This is a genomic window from Agrobacterium larrymoorei (assembly GCF_013322225.1).
GTDB classification, from domain to species: domain Bacteria; phylum Pseudomonadota; class Alphaproteobacteria; order Rhizobiales; family Rhizobiaceae; genus Agrobacterium; species Agrobacterium larrymoorei_A.
Genome location: NZ_JAAMFB010000044.1, coordinates 72276 through 97334 on the forward strand (window position 1 = coordinate 72276; position 25059 = coordinate 97334).

Annotated in this window: 22 protein-coding genes; 8 read left to right on the forward strand and 14 right to left on the reverse strand. The window is 58.5% G+C overall.

Annotation, left to right across the window (positions count from 1 at the left end; all coding sequences use genetic code 11):
• Positions 1-134: 134 nt before the first annotated feature.
• The 4 genes from G6L28_RS22420 (at position 135) to G6L28_RS22435 (ending at position 4861) form a co-directional block, all read left to right on the forward strand.
• Positions 135-1178 (forward strand): ABC transporter ATP-binding protein, encoded by a 1044-nt coding sequence (locus G6L28_RS22420; protein WP_174066383.1) that lies wholly within the window; start codon positions 135-137, stop codon positions 1176-1178.
• A complete protein-coding gene (locus G6L28_RS22425) occupies positions 1175-2029 on the forward strand; it encodes an ABC transporter permease (RefSeq protein ID WP_174066385.1) in 855 nt (284 codons plus the stop codon). The genes G6L28_RS22420 and G6L28_RS22425 overlap by 4 nt, the downstream gene beginning before the upstream one ends.
• Positions 2026-2823: an ABC transporter permease gene (locus G6L28_RS22430; RefSeq protein WP_174066387.1), complete on the forward strand. Its 798-nt coding sequence runs from the start codon at positions 2026-2028 to the stop codon at positions 2821-2823. Before G6L28_RS22425 ends, G6L28_RS22430 begins: the two co-directional genes overlap by 4 nt.
• A gap of 121 nt (positions 2824-2944) precedes the next feature.
• The gene (locus tag G6L28_RS22435) at positions 2945-4861 is read left to right on the forward strand and encodes a methyl-accepting chemotaxis protein (protein WP_174066389.1); all 1917 of its coding nucleotides are present in this window, start codon (positions 2945-2947) and stop codon (positions 4859-4861) included.
• Positions 4862-4878: 17 nt separating this feature from the next.
• Here G6L28_RS22435 and G6L28_RS22440 read toward each other — a convergent pair whose 3' ends face one another.
• From G6L28_RS22440 to G6L28_RS22500, 13 genes are all read right to left on the reverse strand, one after another.
• Positions 4879-5037, reverse strand: a complete 159-nt coding sequence (locus G6L28_RS22440; protein WP_174066391.1) for a hypothetical protein — start codon at positions 5035-5037, stop codon at positions 4879-4881.
• A 329-nt stretch (positions 5038-5366) separates the two neighbouring features.
• Entirely contained in the window at positions 5367-6674 is a 1308-nt protein-coding gene (trbI, locus tag G6L28_RS22445; protein WP_174066393.1) for an IncP-type conjugal transfer protein TrbI, read from the reverse strand.
• A 12-nt stretch (positions 6675-6686) separates the two neighbouring features.
• The gene (gene trbH, locus G6L28_RS22450) at positions 6687-7166 is read right to left on the reverse strand and encodes a conjugal transfer protein TrbH (RefSeq protein WP_174066431.1); all 480 of its coding nucleotides are present in this window, start codon (positions 7164-7166) and stop codon (positions 6687-6689) included.
• Positions 7166-7984 carry a P-type conjugative transfer protein TrbG gene (gene trbG / locus G6L28_RS22455; protein WP_174066433.1) on the reverse strand — a complete coding sequence of 273 codons (819 nt, stop codon included), beginning with the start codon at positions 7982-7984 and terminating at the stop codon, positions 7166-7168. The genes trbH and trbG overlap by 1 nt, the downstream gene beginning before the upstream one ends.
• Before the next feature lie 50 nt (positions 7985-8034).
• Entirely contained in the window at positions 8035-8697 is a 663-nt protein-coding gene (locus G6L28_RS22460) for a conjugal transfer protein TrbF (RefSeq protein WP_174066395.1), read from the reverse strand.
• Positions 8698-8712: 15 nt separating this feature from the next.
• Positions 8713-9903 (reverse strand): P-type conjugative transfer protein TrbL, encoded by a 1191-nt coding sequence (gene trbL, locus G6L28_RS22465; protein ID WP_174066396.1) that lies wholly within the window; start codon positions 9901-9903, stop codon positions 8713-8715.
• A complete protein-coding gene (gene trbK, locus G6L28_RS22470; RefSeq protein WP_174066397.1) occupies positions 9897-10124 on the reverse strand; it encodes an entry exclusion protein TrbK in 228 nt (75 codons plus the stop codon). The genes trbL and trbK overlap by 7 nt, the downstream gene beginning before the upstream one ends.
• The gene (gene trbJ, locus G6L28_RS22475; protein ID WP_174066398.1) at positions 10121-10930 is read right to left on the reverse strand and encodes a P-type conjugative transfer protein TrbJ; all 810 of its coding nucleotides are present in this window, start codon (positions 10928-10930) and stop codon (positions 10121-10123) included. The genes trbK and trbJ overlap by 4 nt, the downstream gene beginning before the upstream one ends.
• The gene (locus G6L28_RS22480) at positions 10902-13364 is read right to left on the reverse strand and encodes a conjugal transfer protein TrbE (RefSeq protein WP_174066400.1); all 2463 of its coding nucleotides are present in this window, start codon (positions 13362-13364) and stop codon (positions 10902-10904) included. Before G6L28_RS22480 ends, trbJ begins: the two co-directional genes overlap by 29 nt.
• 10 nt (positions 13365-13374) lie before the next feature.
• Positions 13375-13674, reverse strand: coding sequence for a conjugal transfer protein TrbD (locus G6L28_RS22485; RefSeq protein WP_174066402.1), 300 nt, complete (start codon positions 13672-13674; stop codon positions 13375-13377).
• Complete coding sequence (gene trbC / locus G6L28_RS22490; protein ID WP_174066404.1) at positions 13667-14071, reverse strand: conjugal transfer pilin TrbC; 405 nt, start codon at positions 14069-14071, stop codon at positions 13667-13669. Before trbC ends, G6L28_RS22485 begins: the two co-directional genes overlap by 8 nt.
• Positions 14061-15032 (reverse strand): P-type conjugative transfer ATPase TrbB, encoded by a 972-nt coding sequence (gene trbB / locus G6L28_RS22495; protein WP_174066407.1) that lies wholly within the window; start codon positions 15030-15032, stop codon positions 14061-14063. Before trbB ends, trbC begins: the two co-directional genes overlap by 11 nt.
• The gene (locus G6L28_RS22500; RefSeq protein ID WP_174066410.1) at positions 15029-15667 is read right to left on the reverse strand and encodes an acyl-homoserine-lactone synthase; all 639 of its coding nucleotides are present in this window, start codon (positions 15665-15667) and stop codon (positions 15029-15031) included. The genes trbB and G6L28_RS22500 overlap by 4 nt, the downstream gene beginning before the upstream one ends.
• A 375-nt stretch (positions 15668-16042) precedes the next feature.
• On the opposite strand from G6L28_RS22500, the gene repA reads away from it, so the two are divergent.
• From repA to G6L28_RS22520, 4 genes are all read left to right on the forward strand, one after another.
• Complete coding sequence (gene repA, locus G6L28_RS22505; protein WP_174066412.1) at positions 16043-17233, forward strand: plasmid partitioning protein RepA; 1191 nt, start codon at positions 16043-16045, stop codon at positions 17231-17233.
• Positions 17234-17317: 84 nt separating this feature from the next.
• Positions 17318-18313 carry a plasmid partitioning protein RepB gene (repB, locus tag G6L28_RS22510; protein WP_174066414.1) on the forward strand — a complete coding sequence of 332 codons (996 nt, stop codon included), beginning with the start codon at positions 17318-17320 and terminating at the stop codon, positions 18311-18313.
• 156 nt (positions 18314-18469) lie between these two features.
• Entirely contained in the window at positions 18470-19714 is a 1245-nt protein-coding gene (gene repC, locus G6L28_RS22515) for a plasmid replication protein RepC (protein ID WP_174066416.1), read from the forward strand.
• A gap of 149 nt (positions 19715-19863) precedes the next feature.
• Positions 19864-23661: a hypothetical protein gene (locus tag G6L28_RS22520; protein ID WP_174066417.1), complete on the forward strand. Its 3798-nt coding sequence runs from the start codon at positions 19864-19866 to the stop codon at positions 23659-23661.
• A gap of 89 nt (positions 23662-23750) precedes the next feature.
• Here the strand turns inward: G6L28_RS22520 and G6L28_RS22525 are convergent, their stop codons facing one another.
• On the reverse strand, positions 23751-24899 hold the full coding sequence (locus G6L28_RS22525; protein ID WP_174066419.1) for a tyrosine-type recombinase/integrase: 1149 nt from the start codon (positions 24897-24899) through the stop codon (positions 23751-23753).
• Between the last annotated feature and the right edge of the window lie 160 nt (positions 24900-25059).

The following is a 25059-nucleotide window of genomic DNA, read 5'->3' on the forward strand; positions in this document are numbered from 1 at the left end:
TCCTTCGTCCCTTTAGAGGGCCGAGGGGCTAGAGATTCAAGCGTTTTAGTTCAAAGGCCGGACAACCGGCCTCTCTCTGAGGTTCGCGACGGTGGTTTATAACTGCCGGTCGCCACGTTGCGGTTGGTGATGCTTTGACCTACCTTACATTGAACAAGCTACGCAAGGTTTACGGACCTGTTGTCGCGGTGGAGCAAGTTGATCTTGCGGTGGAAAAAGGGGAATTTATTTCCCTGCTTGGTCCCTCCGGATGCGGGAAAACGACGACCTTGCAGATGGTCGCCGGCTTCGTCGAGCCAACAGGGGGAACAATCAAGCTCGGAGATACTGATCTCGGCCGATTGCCGCCCAATCGCCGCGGACTGGGGATTGTGTTTCAGAGCTACGCGCTCTTCCCCCATATGACGGTCGCGCAGAACCTTGCCTTTGGTCTTGAGATGCGTGGCGTTGCGCGTGAGGAAATCGCAAAACGAGTGACGGAGACGCTTGCTCTCGTCGGCCTTTCCGACAAGGCTGGACGATACCCGCGACAGATGTCCGGCGGGCAACAGCAGCGCGTTGCACTCGGACGCGCTTTGATCATCAAGCCGTCCATCCTGCTTCTCGATGAGCCACTCTCCAATCTTGACGCTAAAATGAGGGAGGAGATGCAAATAGAGTTGCGGCAAATCCAGCAGACGATCGGTACGACCACGATCTTGGTCACTCATGATCAACACGAAGCACTAGCGCTTTCCGACAGGATTGTGGTGATGAGTGCCGCCAAAGTCGAACAGATCGGTTCGCCAATCGACGTCTATGAAAAGCCTGCAACGCCCTTCGTCGCATCCTTTCTCGGTAGAACGAACATATTCATGGGCGAAGCGCGAGGCAGCAGTCTCGATGTTGGCGGCTGCGAAATCTCGTTCAACCATCCACTTGAAGGTCGATGCTCGATTTCCATCCGTCCTGAGAAGCTTACTTTGGCCAACGCGGGTTCGAACGGGCTCGCGGGCATTGTTAAAACCCGCGTTTTCCAGGGCGACCACTGGCTTTTTCAAATCGACACGCCTGCGGGACCGGCTGTCGTTGTCAGCCAGAACAACGGAACCACGGCACCATCCGTTGGCGAGCAAATCTGTCTTGTGATGAAGCCTGAAGACGCCGTGCTGCTCCCAGCGACCGGGGGTGCGCGATGAAGGCCGCACGCGAAGCGTTTCTTCTCAGCGCACCAGCGACGTTCCTATTCCTCGGTATCGTTGCTGTGCCGCTGGTCATGACAGTCCTGCTATCGTTCAACCAATGGAACTCTTCCGAAGGTATCGTCGCGGTTCTAAGGCTGGATAATTACCGCGATATTTTTTCCGACTCCTACTTCGCCGAAATCTTTCTCCGGACACTACGCATCTCGGTTCTCGTTACCGTTTTTTGCATCCTGATAGGAGTTCCGGAGGCTTACATCCTGCGCCGGATGAACGAGCCGTGGCGCTCCATCATGATCCTCATCGTAATCGGGCCTCTCCTCGTTTCCGTCGTCGCACGTACGCTAGGATGGGCACTTATACTGGCGGGAAATGGTATTCTTTCACGCCTGTTGCAGACCTTGCGCCTTGCCGCCGCACCAGTGTCGCTCATGTTTACTGAAACCGGGGTGGTGATCGCACTCACCCATGTTCTCGTTCCCTTCATGGTTCTTTCCGTGTGGGCTTCATTGGGACGGATGGACCCCTCCGCTGAAAGGGCGGCACAATCGCTTGGCGCCAGCCAGTTGACCATCTTCCGCCGCATCGTGCTACCGCAGGCTATGCCCGGCATTTTGTCCGGCAGCATCATCGTGTTCACGCTTGCGGCCAGTGCCTTCGCCACACCCGCGATCATCGGCGGTCGTCGCCTCAAGGTCGCGGCTACGCTGGCGTATGACGAGTTTCTCAACACGCTGAACTGGCCGCTGGGGGCAGCCGTTGCCGTCCTTCTCCTCATCGGCATCGTCTTTATCGTCGTCGGCTGGAATCGTCTTGTGGAACGGCGCTACGCTCAGGTGTTCTCATGAAAAACGGTCCTATCGCCCTCCTCTTCAACGCGATGTTCGTGATCTTCCTCCTCGCTCCGATGGTGATGGTGTGCCTGGTGGCCTTCACGCCGGAAAACTATCTCGCGCTGCCGATGAACGGCTTTTCGCTGCGCTGGTTCTACCGACTTGCCGATTATCCAGAGTTCCTGACATCGTTCAAAACGAGCCTGGTTATCGCTGCAACGTCGTCAATCTTGGCACTGCTTTTCGCCGTGCCGGCCGGCATCGCGATAGCACGGTACCGATTCATCGGTCGTGACGCATTAAATGCCTTCTTCATGTCACCGCTGATGATACCGCATGTCGTGCTGGGCATCGCCTTTCTCCGGTTTCTCTCGCTGATCAGTCTCTCTGGAACGACCACCGGCCTCGTCCTCGGCCACGTCGTAATCGTCTTTCCTTTCGCGATGCGCATGGTTCTGGCGAGTGCTTCGGGAATGGACAAGCGGGTAGAAGACGCTGCAGCCTCGCTCGGTGCTAACCGAACAACAATCTACAGGCGCATCATCCTTCCGCTGATCATTCCGGGTATCGCCAGCGGTTTCGCACTCTCCTTCATCCAGAGCTTCGATGAGACGACGATGACCGTTTTCCTGGCGTCGCCAACGACAACCACTTTGCCGGTCAGAATGTTCAACTACATCCAAGACTCTATCGACCCTCTCATCTGCGCAATTTCGGCGCTGCTGATCTTGGCGACGGTCGTCGTGATGTTCTTGCTCGACCGACTCTACGGCCTGGAGCGGCTTTTCGTCGGCGATGGTCATTCCTAGAGATTGCCCAGTGACCCGGCTCAAGGGAAGTCATTCATAGCCAAACCGTGCTGACGGGTGGGTAGTGTTGCGCGCTTGCCCGGATATACCGAGCCAAAATTCCCTGACCACAGGAAAACCAATGTCCCTGCTTAAGCACTCCAAAATTCGCGTGAAAATGCTCGCGGTCGTGGCGCCTCTGGGTGTTATCGGCCTTGGCGCGACGGCTTTCATGGCTAACAGCTACAGATCGGCGGACGCGAGTTACTCGGATTTCATCCGTAGAGACAATGCGATGGCCATCGAGCTTACGCGTGCAGACAGAAATCTCGCCGCTGCGGCTTACAGCGCTTATCAGACACTCGTCTATAGATCTGGAGACCCTGCATTACGCGACGCGGCAAAGGCTTACGAGGAGAATAAGAAGGCGCTGGAAAAGCGTTTTAAATTTCTGAAGGCAGGAATTCCTTCTCAAAGCGAGGAGCTTGATAGTCTCTCGCTGAGAGTGAACAATATCCTCGACCTTACGGACAAGGCTGTAGGTTTTGGTCTGAAAGGCCAAAGCATTGGCGCAAAGCAAATGTTGTCCGATGTCGATTCTCAGATTCTTCGCACTTCCTTGGCGATTTCCACGTTCGCGGATCGCTATCAGAAAGAGATTGCGACAAGGAGCCAAGAGCTCAACGCACAAACCGTCACGACGATCACCTTGTCTTTGTCGGTTCTCGCGGTTGCCTTCAGCGCAGCGATCTTGGCGGCGTTGTTCGTTGCGACACGGGGTATAACTGGTCCCATAGACAATCTGCAACGACGGATGGCGACCTTGACGGAGGGTGATACCGACAGCCCGGTAACCGGACAGGACCGGCGCGATGAAATAGGCCGGATGGCTGTAGCAGTCGCGATCTTTCGCGATCATGCAATTGAGCGCATCAGCTTGGAGACAGACGCCGAGGCCGGCAGAGTGGCGGCAGGTATCGAACGTGCTGATCAGGAAAAGCAGAAGGCGGCAGAGCTGGCAGAGACCCAGTCAGCCGTTGACGCATTGCGAACGGCCCTGGATCAGCTTGCGCATGGCGATCTCACTCATCGCATCGAAAATGTGTTCATAGCCCATCTCGATGCGATCCGGACGAACTTCAACAGCTCCGCGAGCAATCTTGAAGATATCTTGAGGACGATCGGCGACAGCGTGAATGCGGTGGATAGCGGTGCTTCTGAAATCCTCCTCGCCGCTGAAAACTTGTCGGGCAGAACGGAGCAGCAGGCTGCCTCCGTCGAAGAGACTGCGGCCGCGCTCGAGCAGATCACGGTAACCGTTCAGGCTACAAGCCGCCGTGCAACGGACGTTGGAATGATGGTTGGTGCGACACGGGAAGAAGCTGAACGCTCGGGCGATGTCCTACGGAGTTCAATCGAGGCCATGAACGCGATCGAGCGTTCGTCGGTCGAAATCGCGGGCATTATCGGCGTAATCGACGAGATTGCATTTCAGACCAACCTGCTTGCTTTGAATGCGGGGGTAGAGGCTGCCCGCGCAGGTGAAGCAGGGAAGGGTTTCGCAGTGGTGGCGCAGGAAGTTCGAGAGCTGGCTCAACGATCCGCGAGCGCTGCAAGCGAGATCAAGACGCGGATCAAAACGTCTCGACAATATGTCACCTCAGGCGTCGAACTAGTTGGGCAAACCAGCAATGCGCTTCAATCCATTACATCGAGAATTGCGGAAATCGACAACAACGTAGCTGCAATTGTCGATGCTGCCCGCGAACAAGCGGCCGGGCTACAGGAGATTAGCGCCGCTGTCGGCACGATCGATCAGAACACCCAACAGAACGCAGTCATGGTAGAGCAGTCGACGTCCGCTAGCTCTGCTTTGGTGCAGCAAGCCGCATCGGTTCAGCAGCTCCTGTCGCGCTTTACGATCAGCGAGGTTCGATCGCTACCCGAAGACCAGGCAGCCGAGGTAGATTCGGAGAACGAAACCATGTGGCCTGCCCGGAAAAAACCCGCAGAAAACGCCATCGAGTTCTCATCTCGCATGACCGCTGCAGGCAACTAAAATCTGTCGGCGTCAAATTAGTAGTGATCGTCATCTTTGGTCCAGCCGAGCACAATCTTGCCGCTACTCCCGCTCGCGATGTTGTCGAACTCGGTCCTGAAGTCGCTGACCGGAATGCGGTGTATAATCACCTCGCGGATATCGAGACGCTCTCCCGCATGACCATCTTGTGCCATGTCTCGAAAATCTTGCGACCATAGAGGTTCTAGCGGAAGGCGCCCAGTGCCGACTGTCCCGATGGCATCACCCTATGTCAACAGGTCTCTTCAAGGGCGTCTGAGATGGAATCGTTCGGGGGTGGCGGATCGTCAACGGTGCGAGGGGCGATTTGTGACCACAATTGCAGTTTGCTGGTGCATTGGAATAGGCGCAAGGCTTACCGCAACCGTCGATGGAGCTCTTACTAGACGCCCGTCCTTTTTAGTTGCTGCCGACACAATAGATAATAATCCCCTTTTGCCTAACGCGAGGCAGCATTCGAACTTTTCGCGGTTCTCAACCTGCTTCAATGATATTGGCGAGGAAAGACGATGTCCTGATCGACCGATATATTGAACTTATACCCAGGTCGGATCTCCAGCGTCGGCTGGACATCCATGTTTCGTTGGATGGTTCGATCTGCGACACGGCCGAAGGTCTCCGCGAAATTTCGCCTTGCTGCATCGGATGCCGTATCCTGGGTGGCAAGCGTCGAGCTCTGAGGCACCGCCATGTCGATGCCCGTCCCGATAAGCGCGATCATGACGGCCGAGCCAAACGTTTTGAGATAGTGGTTGTTCACCTTGTCATTGAATCCCCCATAGCCTTCCGCGTCCGTGCCCGCCATGCCGCCGATTTGCAATGTCGATCCATCAGGGAAAATGATATCGGACCAGACGACAAGAACGCGGCTCTGCCCGAACGAAACCTTGCTGTCATAGCGACCGAACAATTTTGTGCCCTGCGGGATCAGCAGGCGATGGCCTGTTGCGCTGTCATAGACGTTCTGGCTGACCTGTGCGGTGATACGCCCCGGAAGGTCGGAATTGATGCCTGTTATCAACGTCGCTGGAATGACCGAGCCTCGTTTCAGTTCGTATAGGGACTGTTGCGGCACGACGCGGTTCGGCAGATAGCCGAGATCCTTGAGATCGGCGTTGAAGAAATCTTCCTTGGAGTTCTGTCCGTTGGGATCGCCGTTCTGTCCACCCAAGCCAGCGCGGAGTGCTGCGGCATAGAGATCGGATGCGTTTCCGTTTGTGGCGGCTGCCGTCGTTGTCCGCGCAGCGGCGGTGTCACCTTTTTCCGACCGCGCTTCCAGCTTGCCGCGATCGATGGCAAGCGGCGCGTCATAGGCGGAGTTCCGCGCCTGCATCCGTGCCATCCGCTGACGTTGCTGCTCGCGAAGAACCTGCTCCTGTTGCTCGCGGGCGAGACGCGCGCGCCACACCTCTTCCGGTTCCAGTTCGGATCCACGTCGTTCCGACGTCTGCTCGGCCTGAGCCGTAAAGGGATTGGCCTCCTTCTCTTCGGTCTGTTTCGTCTCGACCGGGGCCGGCTGGAACGTCGTCTGCTGCTGCGGCTCTCCAATGATGCCGTCGGTGACGCCACGCTTGATCTGGTCGGCATAGGTCGACGCCGGATTGCCCGAGCTGGTATCCGGCCCGCTATTCTTACGAAAGTAAAGCCCGCGCGAGGCGAGGCCAAAGAAGATGATGCCGAGAAAGGCGACGAGCAGCACGATCACGACGATGACCGGCACGCGGTTCACCCGCTTGATGCCGGACGTGGCCTGACTGTTCGCGGCGCCACCAAGCTTGAGAGACTGCACCATGATGTTTCTCCCTCACCCGCGCCGCATCAGCGAAAGGGCGCTTGCCGGGGTCGCACCCGATGTCGTCACGGTGTAAGCCCGACCAAGCTCGACGCTGCTGGTCGAGAGCCGTGCGAGCACCTGGCCTTCGTAAGGCACGATGACATAAGCAAGGGAAATGACGGACGCTTTGCGATCCGTCTTCTGATCGGTAACAACGGCATAACCCCATCCCTTCAATGCCGCTTCAAGCGCCAGTCCGAACGGAGAACCATCCTGTTTGAGGGCCACGGTCGCCTTTCCCTGTCCGATCTGTTCGGCAAGGCGGCTGACCATATCGCCGGCGATCGAGCCCGCCGCTGGTCCGGAAACCTCAGGCGGTGCTGCGCTCGTGACGAGAGCCCCACTGTCCATTGACTGGCATCCGGAAACGAGGATGGCGAGGGCAGTCGTTGCGGCGAAGTACCGGATCGGGGCCAGACGGTTCCAGTTGTGGCGACGGAGGTTCAGCATCATCGCCCTCCCCTGCTGATCGTCACCTTCTGCTGTTTCCAGCCGACGCCGGAGACAAGGACGGCGCGATCGATATTGTAATCGACCACCATCATGTTGCTCTTCATGCGATAGTTGACGATGCGGTTCTGGCCGCCGGAGACGACGAACAGAACCGGTGCATCCTGACTGGAGATCGAGCGTGGAAACTGGATGTAGGTCTTTTGTCCATCCGAGTAGACACGGGTCGGACGCCAGCCGGCACTGCCCGCGACGGAATAGGCGAAGCTTAGTTGCTCGGCGGGAACGCCGGCGCCGGGTATCGCGCTGGCTTCCAGCCGTGCGTTGACGTCGGCGAGTTTTGCTGAGACGTCCTCGGGGTATTCGAAACCAATGCGCGCCATATACTGCGTGGCATGCGATTTCAGCTGGATATGATAGGTCCGCCGCGACGTCGTCACGACCATCGAGGTGACCAGACCCGGCTCCGATGGCTTGACGATCAGATGGATAGCTTGGCCGCCCGCCGCTCCGGAGGTCGCAGGCTCCACTTTCCAGCGCACAGTATCGCCGACCAAAACATCACGAACGACCTCGCCGCCCTGAAGCTCGATGTCGCAGACCTGCAACGGTGAGCAGACGACAGACGGCTGCACTTCGCCATAGAGGAAAATCACCTTTCCATCGGCGCCTTTGGTGACGAGCCCGCGGCTTCCACGCCATTGTGTTGAGATGCCCATTCCCTTTGCTTCATTGGCCGTGACACCATCGGCGGCGAGAGCGGCAGACGGGAAAGTGGCAGAGGCAGCAATGACGATAGCAATGATGCTGGCGCTCATCGTGACCCGAGATAGTGCGTCTGATCTGTTCATGTTAGGGGCCATGCCTTTCAAAGCTGCGCAGTCCAATCAAAGTCGCGGAGATAGAGACCGATGGGATTAAGACGGATGACACCCTCATCCTGGGGCGGCGTCAGTGTCACCGTGGCGATCCCACGGAAGCGGCGGGTGGCAGTCTCCTTGCCGCGGCGGTCGCGTTCGAACTCCGTCCAGTCAATCTGGTAGCTCTGGTTCGACAGCGCGACGATGTTGTTAACCTCGATCGCCACCGTCGCGGCCTTCGCCTTCTCGAAGGGAGAATTCGAGCGAAACCAGGCATTCACCTTTTCCGTCGCGGGATCGGAGGTGCGCAGCAGCCCATAGGTCCGGTCGATATATTGCTTCTGGACCACGGCATCGGGCGTCACAGAGCGGAAATTCGACACGAAACTACCGAGTGTCGCGCGCACCACGCGCGGATCGGCATATTCGATCTGCTGCGGGAAGCCCGCATTGACGGCGGTGCCAAGCTTGTCGACTTCGACGATATAAGGGATCAGCTTGACCTGTGTGCTCTGGTAGAGCGCGTAACCAAAGCCGATAACGGCCATGGTCATTCCGGCAATGCCGACGACGCGCCAGGCGGCAGCCGCTTTTACGTACGAGCCGTAGCGTTCGTTCCATTCGTTGCGGGCGGCGATATAGGGATTATCTGGGATATTCTGACCAGTCATTCTTTCAGCTTCCCGTCACTTGCTGTCGTTGATCGGCGGTGGTGCAGGCGGTGTGCCTGGCCGGCCGGATGGTTGATCGAGTTTGGCGTTGGCAAGGCCGAGCATCGATCCGGCATAGGCGCCGGGCGAACCAATCGCCTTTTCCTTTGCTGCCGAGCCGACGGCACCAGCGGCTCCGCCAATCCCGGCCTGCATGCCGCGCAGGGCCGCACTGGCAAGAGACGCGCCCCCTGCCCTTGCGGCACTGGCGGCCCCAAATCCTCTGTTGGCAGCACCGATCGTCAGGAAGCCGGCGCCGAGTGCCGCGGATGCCGCTTGCCCGCCGTGACGAATGGCTTCCATGCCGCCGCCAACCGATGCGCCCTGGACCACGCCTTGCAGGATGGGCGGCACATACATCGCGATGACGAAGACGACGACCGAGATGCCGGCAATCGCCAGCGTCGTGATGAACTGTTCCGATGTCGCCGTCGGCGCTTCGGCAAGACCGAGAAGGATGTCCGAGCCGATCTTGGCGATCATCACCAGCGCCATCAGCTTCATGCCGACGGAGAAGGCGTAGACCAGATACTTGATCGCGAAATCCTTGGTATGGGACGAACCGCCCAGCCCGAGCATGATCATGCCGGCGAGCAGGCCGACATACATCTCGACCATCACGGCGACGAAGATTGCAGCCACCAGCGAGAATGAAACGACGACCACGACCATGGCAAAGACGGCGGCGATCGCCAGTGCGTTATCCTCCCAAAGACCGAACTTCGCCTGTTCCGACATCTTCGTCGCGACACGAATGCCGGCGTCAAAGATGTTGGCGGGAGATGCGGAGCCGCCACCAGCGCCGATTTGGTAAAGGCTGTCCACCACGGCCTTGGCGAACTCCGGTCCTCTGTCGAGAATAAAGGCGAACAGGCCGATGAACATGATGCGTTTGACGAGTTCGGCGAACCAGCTGTCGAGCGAGGCGGCGTTGATTGCCAGCCATACGGCAGTGATCCCGACCTCGATGCCGGCGAGGATCCAGAACAGCGACCGCGCGGCGTTCATGACCGTCGTTTCCCAGCCCTTGGCGGCAGTAACGACGGAATTTTCGAGTGTGGTCAGGACCTGACCCTGTTGCGCCAGCGCCGGCGAGGTCACCACTAGGACGACCGCAATCGCGATGAAGGTCCGCTCGAGAGCCCGACAAGAGGGAGCGGCTACCATCGTGGTTTCATCTCCTGGCCCCCGCGAATGTCGCGATTGGCATCTCCACCGAAGAATTCATCACGATGTCGGTGCCGGTCTTCATCGGAGGGAGACCCTGTCGCGACGGCGCCGGATCCGGAAACTGGCTCCGGTCGAACCACGATCCATAAAGTGACGCTTGCACCGGTCGCGGAGCACACCGCTGCAAGGGCGATAATGGCAATCAGACGCGCGCTCACCAGCGGGGCTCCATGGTCTGGCCGCCCCTTATATCGCGTTCTGTCCCGCTGAAGAATTGTTCGCGCCGCGCTTGCGCCAGATCTTGTCTCGCCTGTTCGGACTGGTACCAAGTGCCCATCATCGTCATCTGCTGAGAGACCAGACCCCGCAGCTTCTGCATCTGCGCGACCTGCTGGGCGGCGATCTCGTGCCCGACCTGCAATGCCTTCATCTGGCCATCCGCCGATTCCGACATCGACCTGAGCTGCGACATCGTGCTTTCCTCAGTGGAGAATTGTTCGGCCGTCAGATTGGCAGCCTTCAGCGTGCCGGCGATCGTGTCGCGATTGGTGTCGGACCAGCTCTGGTAGGTCGTGGAGAAGCTCGCGCCGTCTGGCAGGTTGCTCTTCATGTCGGCGAAACTCTGGAAGCGTTGCTTGAGCACATCGTCGACATTGCCCATGGAGAAGGCTACGCCCTGGCCCTGGTTGACGACGTTCTGGAGGTTCTTCAGGTCGTTTTCGACCTGGCCCCAGACATGGTTCGGAAGCTGCGCCGTGTTCTGCAGCATGTTCTTGTAGATGTTGAGTTGGTTGTGGATCTGCTCGGCCAGCTGCGAGATCTGGGTTATCTGGTTGTTCACCTGCTCGGCGGACTTGCCGACCAGGCTGATCAGTTCCGTATTGTTGGCAAGCTGTGTCCATTCTGTCGCCTGTCCGGTGACGCCACCGGCCTGCGCAGGAAGCGAGAGAGCAGACAAGAGCACGAGGACCGCACCAAGCGCGGTGTGCAATGTCCTATTGGGTTGGGAAGAGCGTGTCGACATGGGCGATCCCCCTCTGCTGGAGCCAATGGAGAGGCCACGCGGCCCCGTGTTCGAGATGCAGGGCGCGAATGCGCTTCAGGTCTTCCTTTCCGGATGCCCCGACAAAACAAAGCGCGACGGGACCGAGGGCCATGTCGAATAGACGCCGGCCTTCTGGCGACACGACGTAATAGTCCCGCTTCGGGATCGCGGTTGCGACGATCTCGATCTGCCGCTCGTTGAAGCCGATCCGTTCGTAAAACTCGCGGGTGCCCGGCTCCCGCGCGGCACCATTCGGCAGGCAAATCTTGGTCGGGCAGGATTCCTTCAGCACATCGATGATGCCGGACCGCTCGGCATCAGAGATCGACTGCGTGGCGAGCACCACGGCGCAATTGGCCTTCCGCAGCACCTTCAGCCATTCCTTGATCTTGTCCCGAAACACCGGATGGCCGAGCATCAGCCAGGCTTCATCGAGAATGATCAGGCTGGGTGCACCGGTGAGGCGTTTTTCGATGCGTCGGAAGAGATAGGTCAGAACGGGCACAAGGTTGCGCTCGCCCATATTCATCAGCTCCTCGATCTCGAAGCACTGGAAGGCCCCGAGCGCTAGACCATCCTCCTCGGCGTCGAGCAGCTGTCCCATCGGACCATCGACGGTATAGTGATGCAGGGCGTCCTTGATCTCGCGCATCTGCACGCCTGAGACAAAGTCCGAGAGCGAGCGGCCGCGGGAATCGGCCATCAGGCCGACCTGCCGTGAAATGGCATTGCGGTAGTCCGGAGTGATCGTCACGCCCTGCAGTGCCACCAGCATCTCGATCCACTCGGAGGCGAAAGCACGATCGCCATCGGTCGAGAGCTCGGCCAGCGGGCAAAAAGAGAGTGTCCTTCCCTGCCCTGCTTCCTGAGCATCGCCACCGATCTGATAATGATCGCCGCCGAGCCCCAGCGTCAGCGGCAGCATCGAGCCACCCTTGTCGAACGCGAAGATCTGCGCCCCGGCGTAGCGTCGGAACTGGGCCGCGATCAATGAGAGCAGCGTTGATTTGCCCGAACCCGTCGGTCCGAAGATCAGCGTGTGGCCGACATCGTCGACATGCAGGTTCAGCCGGAAGGGAGTTGATCCGCTGGCGACCTGCATCAGCGGAGGCGAGGCCGGCGGATAATACGGGCAAGGAGCCATCGGGCTTCCGGACCAGACCGAATTGAGGGGGATAAGGTCGGCGAGGTTGCGCGTGTTGATCAGCGGCTCACGGATATTGGCATAGGACACGCCCGGCAGGCTGCCAAGAAATGCATCGGTCGCGTTGATTGTCTCGATGCGAGCACCAAAACCTTCGGCCTGGATCAAGCGCCGGACTGCCTCACATTTCTCCTGCAGGCTTTGCTGGTCTTCATCAAAGAGAACGATGACCGGCGTATAGTAGCCATAGGCGACGAACTGCGACGAAGCTTCGGCGATCGCGTCCTCGGTTTCCGCCACCATCAGCATCGCATCCTGGTCGAGTGATCGGGATTGCGTCTGGAAGAGCTGATCGAAGAATGGCCTCACCTTCTGTTGCCACTTCTTGCGAGTCCGCTCGAGCTTCGCGCGGGCTTCCTCGGCGTCAAGGAAGACGAAGCGGGACGACCAGCGATAGGTCAGCGGCATTAGGTCAAGGCTGTTGAGAATTCCGGGCCAGCTTTCCGCCGGTAGGCCATCGATTGCCACCACGCCGAGAAACCGGTTCTCAACGAGTGGCGTCAAACCGTGCTGCAGTTCGGCCGTCACCAGCCAGTCGAGATACATGGGGATCTCTGGCAGACGCACCGGATGGTTCTCGCCGGTGATGCAGAAGCGGATGAACTGGAAAAGCTCGTCATAGCGGGCAACACGAAAGCCGCCGCGCTCCGAGGTTTCGCGTGTCAGCATCCTGCGGATCGATACGACATTGGCGAGATACTGCTCGACCTCGCGGATCGATCTCGAAAAGCTCTCTAGCGCCGTATCGGCATACGTGGCGGACCGGCTGGCGGTGTCGGAATAGATATATCGGGTCAGGCCGGAGCGGCGAGGCTCAGGCGGCCGCCAGGTCAGGATCAGTGCATGCCGGCTCTCGAAATGCCCCCTTTCCTTCTGAAAATGTGCCCGTCGTTCCGCATCGATAGCGCGGGTGACGAGATCAGGAAAATGGCAGTCGGGCTGTTGCGGGTAATCCGCGGTCGGCACCCTGACGGCCTCGACCTGAATCATCCAGCCGGAGCCGAGCCGCGACAGGATCGCATTGATCTGGCGGGAGACATCGTTGCGCTCGGCGTCCGTCGAGCTTTCGCTGTCAGGGCCGGCAAAGTACCAGCCGGCCATCAGCGAGCCGTCCTTCAGCAGGATGACGCCGTTATCGACCAGGCCGGCATAGGGCACGAGATCGGCGAAGGATGGCCCGGAATGAAGGAAGGATTTGAGGGCGACCATCTCTGCCCCTTCAGAATTTGCGCCACGGTGACGATGTCGCGCGGTAGAAGGTTTTGTAGGAGATGTGGCGGACGTAGACCTGCCGCATCAGCGGATCGGCTTTCGCCATCATGCGAAGCGCCCCAACCGCGACCAGCCAGGTCGCGATCCCGAACAGTGCGGCGTACCAGGTCAGCACCACGAAGATCAGGATGATGGCGGCCAGCGCCGTCAGCAACACCAGCTCACGATCGGCACCCATCAGCAGGTTCGGACGTGATAGCGCCCGATGAACCCGCGACCGCACGAGAGTCGAGCCGGATTCAGCCACGATCCCCCTCCCCTCTTTCAATGAGCGTGGCGGAGGGAGAATACCCGAGCGGGTCAGTCTGCGAATGAAGCTCGCCGATCGACGCCCCTGTCGCGCCGAACAGGGCGACGATTTGGGTGGCGCCGAGCAGCACGCCACCGACCAGCGCGACGTAGCAAAGCCGTCGGGCAAAGTCGTTCAGTTCCCCGCCGAAGATCAGCATCGCACCAGCGATGGCGACGGCCGCAAGCGCGATGAAGCCTGCGACTGGTCCGGTGATCGACTGCTGGATCTGCTGCAGTGGCGATTCCCAAGGAAGGCTGCCGCCACCGGAAGATGCCAGTGCCCCATCTAGGGAGCCGAGCGAGACGAGGGCCAGCGCTGTGACAGTGAGAATGAGATGCGTCTTACGCGACATGGCTGTCCTCGTCGATCTGGGCGTAATGTTCGGTCTGGTAGTGATTGTTGCGGTATCCATCGATATGGATGACCTCGCGGACCCGCCTCCCCTTCCTCGTGCGTTCGATGGAGACGATGAGATCGACGGCTTCGCCGATCACCGCCTGCATCGGTTGCTGACTTGCTTCGGCTGTCAGTTGCTCAAGCCGGCGGAGCGCCGACATAGCTGTGTTGGAATGGATCGTGGTGACACCGCCGGGATGACCGGTGTTCCAGGCTTTCAGCAGTGTGAGTGCCGCGCCGTCCCGGACCTCCCCGACGATGATACGGTCCGGTCGCAGGCGCATCGTGCTTTTGAGGAGGCGGGCCATATCGACCGTATCGCTGGTATGCAGTGAGACAGCGTTCTCGGCGGCGCATTGGATTTCGGCAGTGTCTTCGAGAATGACCATGCGATCGTCCGGAGCGGACGCGACGATCTCGCCAATGATCGCATTGGCAAGCATCGTCTTGCCGGAGCCGGTTCCGCCTGAAATGACGATGTTCATACGGGAATCGATTGCGCTGCGGATGGCAGACGCCTGGGCTTCGGTCATCACTTTCGACGTCACATAATCGTCGAGCGGTATGAGGCGCGACGCCCTCCGCCGAATCGTAAATGCCGGTCCGGATACGATCGGTGGCAACAGTCCTTCGAACCTGTGTCCCCCGATCGGTAGCTCTCCCGAGATGATCGGTCTCTCATCGTCAGCCTCTGACTGCAGGGCGTGGGCGACGCTGCCGATCACGACTTCGGCGGCGGCAGGCGTCATTGCGCCAGCGGATACGACGCCATGACCGAGCCGCTCGATAAACAGTCGACCATCGGGATTGAGCATGATCTCGACGACCGTCGCGTCGTCAAGGGCGACACAAAGCTGGTCACCGAGCGCGTCTTGAAGTTTACGGACGAGGCGCGGATAGGAGCGGAGCTGGTTCACGCGGCGCTCCTCAACGGGCGGCCGCTATGGTCGGCGATGATCGAACGGTACGCCGGCGGGCAGACCCGCTCAAAACTCTTTCGGTCGGCGGGCAAATGTCCGGCGACGGCGACGGTGTTGCCGATCGCGACGGGTTCGCCCAGTCGCGTCATCGGCCAACCGGCGCGCTTCAGGATACGCTCGAAGCGAAGATCGGTTGCCGTGACGATTTCGTCGTAGCCGTTTGCCATCGACCATTCGATGATGCCGGCAAACATGGTGAGCGTTGCGAGATGCAGTCGGCCCCCTGCCCTACTCGTCGGCAATGTCGTGTCGACGCAGAAGCGTGAGCTTTCAACCATTGCCGTGGTGGCGCTGAGAGAGCCGGTTGCCAGCAATTGAGGGAACGTCCGCTCCAGCATTGTAGGGCCTGATGCGGGTAACAGCCGCGCACAGCCGACAACCCTCTGTCCGCCGAAGGTCGCGAGGATGTAGGTCGGGCTGAGCTCGTCGTACTGATCCCGTTCGCCGCCGTCGTCGATTGCGACATCCCATTCCAGACGGTTTCCAAACACCTCCGCACGAAGCCGGTGCATTTGCTTCAGGTAACTGGCCTGGTGTTCATATTGGCCGGGCGAGACGGTCAGGAGCAGCATGTTGATCTCCGCAACAACAAACGATGCGGACAGAAAGCATCTCGTTCAGCGTGTGGCTATGTGCAGATCTGCACCCGGTGATTCTACTGAGTCGGGCGTTCATGGAGCGATTTTCGATCGCAATCGCTATCTGGCACCGTTGATTTCATGTGCAAATCTGCACCTACAGCCTTTTGGCTTTTTGATAATATTGTTGACTAAATGATTACGATTCCACGATGAATCGTTCGAGCGTCAAAACCTGGATAAAGTACGTTAACCAGTTGTTAACCTTAAATGTCTTGCGGCCCGATGGGAATCGGATGATAGTTTCGCGAATGATGGGCCCAAAGCCATCTTTTCGAAAGTGAAGACCTCCGGGAAATAGTTCGCAAAATGAGCACTGAGCTGCAAAACAGGTTTGATATCGAGATCGCCCAGCAGGGGTCGAAGATCTCAAGCGCGTTGCATATGCTGCGCAGCCAGCAATACCCGCCGGACGCCCGCAAGGGATTGCGCAAGTTCCAGCTTGCGGAAGTCGCCGATTTCATCGGGGTGACGCAGACGCATCTGAGGCAACTCCATTCTGATGGCAAAGGGCCGGAGATCGAGTCGGTCAGCGGACGCCGGTATTATACAGCAGACCAGATGCTGGAGCTCCGGGATTATCTCGAAGCAAACAAGAAATCCGACAAGCGCTACTACGTGCCCAGGCGTCGGGAAGGCGAACCGATGCAGGTTGTCTCGGTCGTCAATTTTAAGGGGGGCAGCGGCAAGACCACCACGGCCGCACACCTTGCCCAGTATCTTGCTCTCACCGGCCATCGGGTTCTGGCCGTTGACCTTGACCCGCAGGCGTCCCTGACATCTCTTTTCGGGATCCAGCCCGAGCTTGACGATACCGCCTCTCTCTATGAGGCCCTGCGTTTTGACGGTGAGCGCAAGTCAATCGGTGATGTTATCCAACCGACCAACATTCCGGGGCTGGATGTCGTGCCCGCGAACCTAGTGTTGCAGGAATACGAGTATGATGTGCCGCTGGCAATCTCCTCGAAGAAGGGAGAAGACGGGCGGCTTTTTTATATGCGGATCGCTAGTGCCCTGAAGCAAGTCGACGACAAGTATGACGTCGTCGTCATCGACTGCCCTCCTCAGCTGGGATACCTGACGATCACCGCACTCATGGCCTCGACAGGCATCCTCATCACCATCCATCCGCAGATGCTCGACATCATGTCGATGAGCCAGTTTCTCATGATGCTTGGCGGGATCATGGGGCCTGTCGCCGAGGCCGGGGCGGAGATGCGGGTGCAGTGGTTCCGCTACCTCATCACGCGCTTTGAGCCGACGGATATCCCCCAGGCCCAGATGGTAGGGTTCATGCAGTCGATGTTCGCGCAGCAGATGTTAAGAAATCACGTCCTGAAGTCCACGGCGATTTCCGACGCGTCGATCAAGAAGCAGACCCTGTATGAGGTCGAGCGGGGGGAATTCGTCCGCGCGACCTACGACCGGGCAATGGAAAGTCTCAATGCCGCCAACGCGGAAATCGTCGAACTCATCCATGGTGTCTGGGGGCGAAAATGAGACACTTGTCAGCCGTTTTTTTTGTCGTTTTTGAGAGCGCGATGAATGGCTTGTCGCAGTTGAGCACTGATCCGGAGGCCGGCCATGTCACGTGAAAATCCATTCGCCAAGCTGGACATGGCTGCCATCTCGGCGAGCCAGACGCCAACCAAGCCGGGCTACGGCATGACAGGAGCGGCAAAGACGGTTGTCCGCTCCATCGAGGATATGGCCGAGAACACAAAGAAACTGATGGAAGGCGAGGTGATCGTGGATCTTGATCCGCTGCTGATCGATGCCTCTTTCGTTGCCGACCGTCTGTCCGACGATGGGGAGGAGTTTCAGGAACTGCTCCAGGCGATCAAGGAATCAGGTCAGACGACGCCTATTTTGGTCCGTCCGAGCTCGACAGACGTCAAGCGATATATGGTGGTGTTCGGCCATCGTCGCCTCAGGGTGGCCCGCGAGCTTGGCGTCTCGGTCAAGGCAATCGTAAAGCAGTTGGACGACACCACATCGGCTATCGTACAGGGCCAGGAAAATGCGGCCCGGTCGAATTTGTCGTTCATAGAACGCGCCTACTTCGCCCGAAACTTGATTGCCTCAGGCATGACGAAGGAGACCGTTCGTTCCTCGCTTGCCATTGACGAGGCCATGCTCTCGAAGATGCTCGCGGTCGTTGAGGCTGTGCCGGCATCTGTTATCACGGCTTTGGGCGCGTCCAAGAAAATCGGGCGCGACCGGTGGCTGAGCCTTCGCCAACTTGTTCTTGCCCCTGCCCTCTTTAAGGTTGCGATTGAGCACGTGGAGTCTGCCGACTTCCAGGCGCTCCATGAAGACGACCGCTTCGAGAAACTCCATGATTACCTGAAGCGATACAAGGCCAGGTCAGCCGCCAAGAAGCCGAAGGCTGAATCCGCTGTTCGAGACTGGACCTCAACCGATCGCGCGTTGAACATGGTGATAAATGCGAAGGCAAAGAAGGTTGCCATCGAGCTTACCAATGCTGAAGCCAAGCCGTTCAGCGAATGGCTGTCTTCACACATGGGTCGTTTGTACGAGGAGTACAAAGGATCGAAAACTGAAACCAACGGAGACTGAACCGCAAAAGAAAAAGGCCCCCAAACGGCGAACCGTGGAAGCCTCTCTCGTCATCTCTAGCAGGATCGAGAATCGCATTTCCCGGAATCACAGTCAAGAGTCTTGGCGCCGTTTTGGTGAGCGGATTTCCTTTGCCTGAAGCAAGGTGAAAGAAAAATGCAGACGGGACATGTGACGACGCCCTTTGGGCGGCGGGAGATGTCGCTCGCCCTGGTCCGAAACCAGATGGCGATCGAGAATCCGGGGCCAGATGCGCGCATCGAGAAATGGAAAGTCTTTCGAGACGTATGCGAGGCAAGGGAACGCTTGGGAATCCAGGACCGGGCACTTGCCGTCCTTGATGCCCTTTTGACGTTTCACCCTCAGGCCCAGCTCGATCCCAGCCAGGGTCTGGTCGTCTTCCCATCCAACGCCCAGCTGTCTGTTCGGGCCCACGGGATCACCGAGACAACCCTGCGCAGGCAACTTGCGGCGCTAGTCGACGCGGGCCTTATTCTCCGGCGCGACAGCCCGAACGGTAAACGCTACGCGCACCGCAACAGGGATGGCGAGGTCGAACAGGCCTACGGGTTTGACCTGACGCCCCTGCTGGCTCGTGCCACCGAACTCGCCTTGATGGCGCAGGATGTCGCAGCCGAGCGCGCGCGCTTCCGCCGCGCAAGGGAAGCGCTGACGATCTGCCGCCGCGATGTGCGCAAGTTGATCTCGGCCGCCGTGGAAGAGGGTGCGGCCGGCAACTGGGACCATATGGAGTCCGAGTATGTCAGCATTCTCGCTCGCATCCCTCGCCACCCGAACCGCTCTCAGGTCGAGATCACGCTTGATGAAATGGAGCTACTGCGGGAAGAGGTGCTCAACCTCCTGGAAATGCAGCTCAAAACGGAAGAAGTGCATGGCAATGCCAACCAGGATGACCGGCACATACAGAATTCAAATACCGAATTTATAAATGAACTTGAACCTAGCTCTGGAAAAGAGCTGGGCGAAAAGGCAGCGGACAAACTTTTGACGAGGGATGAGCCGAAGGAAACACAGAAGACAAGACGCGAGCCGATCAAGGCGTTCCCGCTCGGAATGGTTCTTCGCGCCTGCCCCCAGATCACTGATTATGGGCCCGGTGGGCGCATCGAGCACTGGCGCGAGCTCATGAAGGCGGCCATCGTTGTGCGCTCAATGCTGGGCGTCAGCCCCTCTGCCTACGAGGAGGCGTGCAACGCCATGGGGCCGGAAAATGCCGCGGTGGCTGTGGCCTGCATTCTGGAGCGATCGAATTTCATAACATCCGCCGGAGGATATCTGCGTGATCTCACCAGGCGCTCTGAGCGCGGGGAGTTTTCAATCGGGCCCATGCTGATGTCGCTAATAAGGTCAACTGCTGAGCAACCAAAAAAGGTCGGGTAATCTCGCGCTTGTATAGAGCTAGTTGCGAATGCAATTGCTAGTTCACACACAGAAAACTTGTCAGCCGTTTCTTTTCTTGATTTTCTCAAGAAATACAGCCTCTTATTGCGGTTGAGCGTCAGAAATCAAGGGTGGGTTGGGAGCATGAGGTGACGATCAATATCACAGGCCCGAAGAAGTATGACTTCCAGGATATCGTCTGCGTGGCGCTCGGTCTGCAGACTCTTAGTCGGCCTAGCGTGAAATTTCTGATCGAGCCTAATGGCGGTGAAGATTGCGAAATTCACTTTGACGGCCAGATTGTCGAAATACAGGTAAAGGGCGCTAGCGGTAAATTCGGTCTCAAGGAGCTTGCAGAATACCTTGGTCATCCGGGCACCAAAGTTGCCGACAATACACTGCTGGAAAGACTGCTCGCAGACAAAAGCCGTTTTATTGTGCTGGTCTTGTCAAGCCGGTGTGACGACGCAACATCGGTTTTGGTCGAAGGGCTCAGTTGGAGAGAAAAAGAGCGGGTCCAGTCGCTCAACAAGGCTGATGCCAAGACGCTGCTCGCAGCCTATGCCAAGCCGTCGGGCGGACGGGATCCCAGCAAGCTGGCGAAGGAGCGCGACCAACACAGGGCGGCGGTGGCAGCGAAACTTACGCCGGAAACACTGGTCGAGGCAATGCGACGTGTTTCGCTGGTCGAACGCCTGGAAGAAGTGGCAGTGACATCCGTTTGCGAGGATCTCCTCGTTCGCGCCTATGACGTGCCGGGCGATCGGACGGGGGACACGATCCATCGGCTCAGGGAGGTGATTAAGGGCGCGAAGGGCAAGTCTCACAACGTCCTGCCACAGATCCGGGAAGTGCTTAATCAGTCGTCCTATGGCTCGCTCTCGCCCGAGGGTTATGTCGAGCGCGGTATCGAGACGGTTTGGCAGGAGACACTTTCTCAGAGGAGAGTGTTGTTGCTGACGGGCAGGCCAAGAACAGGCAAATCAAATGCCGCGCGTTTCATCGCCGCCAGATTTCAAAAGCTAGGCTACACTGTCCGAGTGCTTTCAGAAGTCAAGGAAGCCGAACGGTTCCTCAGCGAACCCGGTCGTTCCCATCGACTTGTCTTGCTCGACGACCCGCTCGGCGGTACGCACACGGAGCCGGACTTCATCAAGCTATACCAGCAGTTGGAAGATCTGGTTGCACACCTCCGGCATGACAGGCGGCTGATCGTGGCTCAGTCACAGGAACAACTGTTCGCAGCCACGAATGCAAGCGATGTGGGAACGCTGACGGTTGACGGGCATTGCTGGTACGATCTCAGCCAGTCTGAAGCGACCCTCTCTGCGACAATTTGGTCTAATCAGGTCGCGCAGGCGGCGGTGCCTTCCGAGCTCGCGCAGTTCGTTGAAAATGCACTTTTGACTGGCAAACTGAATCTGGATCCTGGAAGTATCCAGCATTTGGCTCGCCACCACGGTAAGATTGTCGCGCCAGTCACAGTCGATCAACTGGAGCGAATAGCACATGAGCGCGCTTCGGCGTTGGCGGACATCTGGCGTAGCGAAGGACTTCAGCCATTAGCACGGAGCCTCGCGATCGGGACCAACGCAATGGTACCCATCGCGGAGACTGAGTTGGCATTTTTGCTTGGCAAAGGCGGCGACAGTTTACCCGGCTTGCCGGATTCGCAATTCACAATAACGAGTATCGGCGGTGGCGCGCCTGAGCCTTCTATTGATCCGGAGTATGAGGAAGAACCAACGCTAGATCAGGTCGATCTTGCTGGACTTGATTCGCTCGAGATGCGTCGCCTGATCAGCTATCCCGGTTTACACCAGATAAATTTCTCGCACGCGTACTATCGGGCGGCGGGGGAGGCGTCAGCACAGGTATCGACACAGAAACAGACTGCGGAGGCTCTTTCAGTGCTCGAGAGGGCTCTGTTTTGCAGGAGGGGATTAACGTCGAAGGCCGCTGCTCGAAACCTCGACTGGATGCATGAACGATTGAAGGGATCGAACAGGCGCGATGCTATTCCTGAACTGGCCGAACGAGGACTGAAAAGCTACTTTCCGGCGACGCGCGACCTTTGCTACGCATTTCTGCTTCGTCATCTACCAGAACTTTCGCGGGAGTTTCGAAGCCACCTGCCAGACTGGGTCATCGCGGTACGAAGGCGCGATGTATCGGAGATGATATGGCAGGATGATGAAGCACGTCTTCCAATAGGGCGTACGATAAGTGGACTGGAGCGGATGGAAGCGCTTCTGTCCGCACCCGAGCGTGGAGACGTTTTGACCGAATTGGGTCTGCTTGAATCCTCCGAGGAGACTTATCTTGGCCCACAGGGCGCCTGTCGAGCCATTACCTTCTACAAAGGCGAGCCGGCCGCGCTCGGCCATCAGGCAATGGCTCGCCTCCTCAATTACGGCGAAGGTTTCATCCGCGCCGCTGCGGCTAAGATATGGCTCTCGGTCGATCGTTCAGAGGATGAGGATATCCTTCGCAAGCTTTATGCAGATGAACATCCGGCAGTCGCGTCGGCAATGCTCGACGGGGCAGTCAGAGGTTGGAGTACGCTGCCTCAAGCAAGAAAATCGCGTTTGATCGACATCATAGGAGCTCAAGCAGCTGAGCCGGCCGCAGCCGCTGCCATAATGCCGAACCTCATAAGATTCGATCGCATCGAATATTCCGGGCCGGGGCGAGCATGGGACCTGTTTGCCCGCGTCATGCCGATCGCACTCGACGCGCTACCCGCGGGTGCAGAATTCACCGAAGCGCGCTTGTTCAACGTAGTCATGGAATCGCGCGGCAAGATCGCGCCGGAACTTCTGGTCCGCATCTGCGACAGCTGGCTGCACTGGCTCGAAAAGGTCACCGCGGAAGGGCTTGTCCCGGATGATTTCACATTGGGGTTTGCCGATCTGCTCCTCGACGCCACGCGCGGGAAGCCTGAGATGCGAGAAGGCCGGCTCGCTCGAGCTCTCGCGCTTCCGGGAAGCACCGCGCCTTACGCTATCATCGCAGATATAGTTGATCATTGGGACGTGCTGACTGAAGCGGAACGCGGTCTCGTCGTCGGGATGCTTGGAGCTTCGCGCTCTGATGCGATCTGGCTGAAGGCTTCGGTTCTGACATCGCCTAACGTGCCGAAGGATCTTGAGCAACTTCTCTTGCCTGTCGGAGTTGCTCTCAATGGGCCGGCTCTCGTACTGGTAACGGGGCTCGCAGACGACCTGTTAGCTGCCTGTGTCCAGGCATTCACCGGTCAGCCGCCACGGCTCTGGAACCGCGCCCACAGGGGTGCTGACGTATGGCAGCCCGTTGTCGACTTGATCGTGCGGCAGCCGCGTCATCCATTATTCGGGATTGCATGGGAGGCAATCTCGAGCAGTGGTAAAGGCGACCAAGTGCGTCAAATCGTTCTCGAGTGTGGTCCCTCGAATGCCGAGCTATTTCTTGACTTGCTACTCAGGCACAAGTTGAGCCGCGTCGGAGATTTCATGCCGGAAGCTTGGGCTGCGGTGTTGGACCAGGCATCGGATCGTGAAACACGGACCGAGTGGTTATGTCGTGCACTTGTCTATTCTACCGCAATTCTGGACGATCTGAGAGATCTCGATTTGTGGATGCTGAACGAGGACGACAAGCGAATAGCGTTGCGTTTTCTTGAACTGGACATCGAGTCTATTTTGGCCGCGAAGGAAATATCGGACGGGCATGATCCACATTCCGGGATGAGCAGGTTACTCGAGCAATTCAAGAAAGAGCCTCCCAGGCTGCATGGCACCTACGGGCGAATCCAGGGAATCGTTCGACGAGAGGTCGACGAAGATCACCTACTTTATGATGCCCTAGAGCCGTGGCGTCTTCGCAGTCTGGAGCTCGCTGAAACGTTAAAGAAGCACTTGCTAGGCGACGGCACGGACGCGGAACTTGAGGGGTGGATGGAACCCTAAAGCGGGCCGCAGCTTCGCTTGCGCTTCGAGCACGCGAGTCGCTCGGCTGTTCCATCAACACGACGGTGCATACGAGTAGGTGCCGCCTCTTACAAAAGCCTCGCAGCACGCCCGCTACGGCGGGTCGCGCTGTTGTAGTAACTGGATGCCTGTTGAATGGAACGGTGACGCGACTGCTCCATAGCCTCCGGCAGGGGAATGCCACGATTGGCTGCTTCCGTAAGGTATCCCGATCGCAGCCCGTGCGCCGAAAACTCCCCACTGTCCAACCCCGCCATCTCCGCCCGCTGCTTGAGGATTGCATTCACCGACTGTGGATCAAGCGCTCGTTTTGACACCGTGCCCCAACGCCCGATCCCGCGAAACATGCTGCCCTTGTCGATCTTGGCCGCAGTGATCCAGGCCTTTAACGCCTCGACGGGTCGGCCCGTGAGATAAACCACTTCGTCCTCTTCGCCTGAAGTCGTTTTGGTTCGCCCGAGATGAATAGCAAGCGAGGGGAGGGGAGGGCCGCCTTCGGTCTCGATCGGAGCTTCTACGGTTAGCTGTTCAAGGCGAAGGCCTGCGATCTCGCTGCGCCGGCGGCCACCCGACGCAAAGGCGACCATCAGGATCGCGCGGTCCCTGACATCGCGCAGGCTGTCGCTGGCACACGTGGCAAGAAGCTTTGCCAGGACATCACCGGTGACCGCTTTCGCGCTCTTGCGACGACGCTGTCTCGGGACGGCACGCACGGCGAGGCGAATAGCGGATTTCAGGGCAGGGGAAGCAAAAGCGCCGTCAAGACCGCGCCATTTTGTAAGGGTCGACCAACTGGCCAGTCGGCGGCGCACTGTGTCGGGTGCATGTGGGCCGGTGGATTTCAGAAATTTTTGGGCTCGCAAAGTGTCGGCGACGCCCGTAGGCATGCCGTGCTCTGGATCCTTCTGGCGCTTTTTAGGATCCCAAAGATGATGCGCGACGAACTTCAGGAGCAGCGCTTCGGGAGCAGGCCATGGCAGAGATTTGCCGGTCGTTGCCAGGCCCCAGGCTTCGAGATAGGCCAGATCCGACGTCAGCGCCCGAAGCGTGTTGGCCCCCATACCGGCGTTGACCAGATGGCGTAGCGTTTCGATGTCGTGGTCGGTGAGTAGCTCGGCAAGCTCGTCCCGACGCTCAAGTGGCAGAACGGACGCAATGGTGTCGAGTTCTTCTGCGCGTCGCTCGACGGCAGTCAGAGATGTCTTTGCTTTGGCCACGAGCGCTCCAAGTCGCAGGTTTCGGCGGCCTCAAGGACCGTAGTTCGCACCGATTCTCTCTTGTCGGCCGTCCTTATCGAGCGGATTCTATCTCGCTGATTCCAAAGAACAAGGCATTCACCCAATTCGCCGGACTCACCCTAATTGGGCGGACTCAGGA

Coding starts and splice junctions, on each gene's coding strand:
- G6L28_RS22425 (WP_174066385.1), top strand. CDS start 1,175: ATGAAGGCCGCACGCGAAGCGTTTCTTCTCAGCGCACCAGCGACGTTC.
- G6L28_RS22430 (WP_174066387.1), top strand. CDS start 2,026: ATGAAAAACGGTCCTATCGCCCTCCTCTTCAACGCGATGTTCGTGATC.
- G6L28_RS22435 (WP_174066389.1), top strand. CDS start 2,945: ATGTCCCTGCTTAAGCACTCCAAAATTCGCGTGAAAATGCTCGCGGTC.
- G6L28_RS22440 (WP_174066391.1), bottom strand. CDS start 5,037: ATGGCACAAGATGGTCATGCGGGAGAGCGTCTCGATATCCGCGAGGTG.
- trbI (WP_174066393.1), bottom strand. CDS start 6,674: ATGGTGCAGTCTCTCAAGCTTGGTGGCGCCGCGAACAGTCAGGCCACG.
- trbH (WP_174066431.1), bottom strand. CDS start 7,166: ATGCTGAACCTCCGTCGCCACAACTGGAACCGTCTGGCCCCGATCCGG.
- trbG (WP_174066433.1), bottom strand. CDS start 7,984: ATGAGCGCCAGCATCATTGCTATCGTCATTGCTGCCTCTGCCACTTTC.
- G6L28_RS22460 (WP_174066395.1), bottom strand. CDS start 8,697: ATGACTGGTCAGAATATCCCAGATAATCCCTATATCGCCGCCCGCAAC.
- trbL (WP_174066396.1), bottom strand. CDS start 9,903: ATGGTAGCCGCTCCCTCTTGTCGGGCTCTCGAGCGGACCTTCATCGCG.
- trbJ (WP_174066398.1), bottom strand. CDS start 10,930: ATGTCGACACGCTCTTCCCAACCCAATAGGACATTGCACACCGCGCTT.
- G6L28_RS22480 (WP_174066400.1), bottom strand. CDS start 13,364: ATGGTCGCCCTCAAATCCTTCCTTCATTCCGGGCCATCCTTCGCCGAT.
- trbC (WP_174066404.1), bottom strand. CDS start 14,071: ATGTCGCGTAAGACGCATCTCATTCTCACTGTCACAGCGCTGGCCCTC.
- G6L28_RS22500 (WP_174066410.1), bottom strand. CDS start 15,667: ATGCTGCTCCTGACCGTCTCGCCCGGCCAATATGAACACCAGGCCAGT.
- repA (WP_174066412.1), top strand. CDS start 16,043: ATGAGCACTGAGCTGCAAAACAGGTTTGATATCGAGATCGCCCAGCAG.
- repB (WP_174066414.1), top strand. CDS start 17,318: ATGTCACGTGAAAATCCATTCGCCAAGCTGGACATGGCTGCCATCTCG.
- repC (WP_174066416.1), top strand. CDS start 18,470: ATGCAGACGGGACATGTGACGACGCCCTTTGGGCGGCGGGAGATGTCG.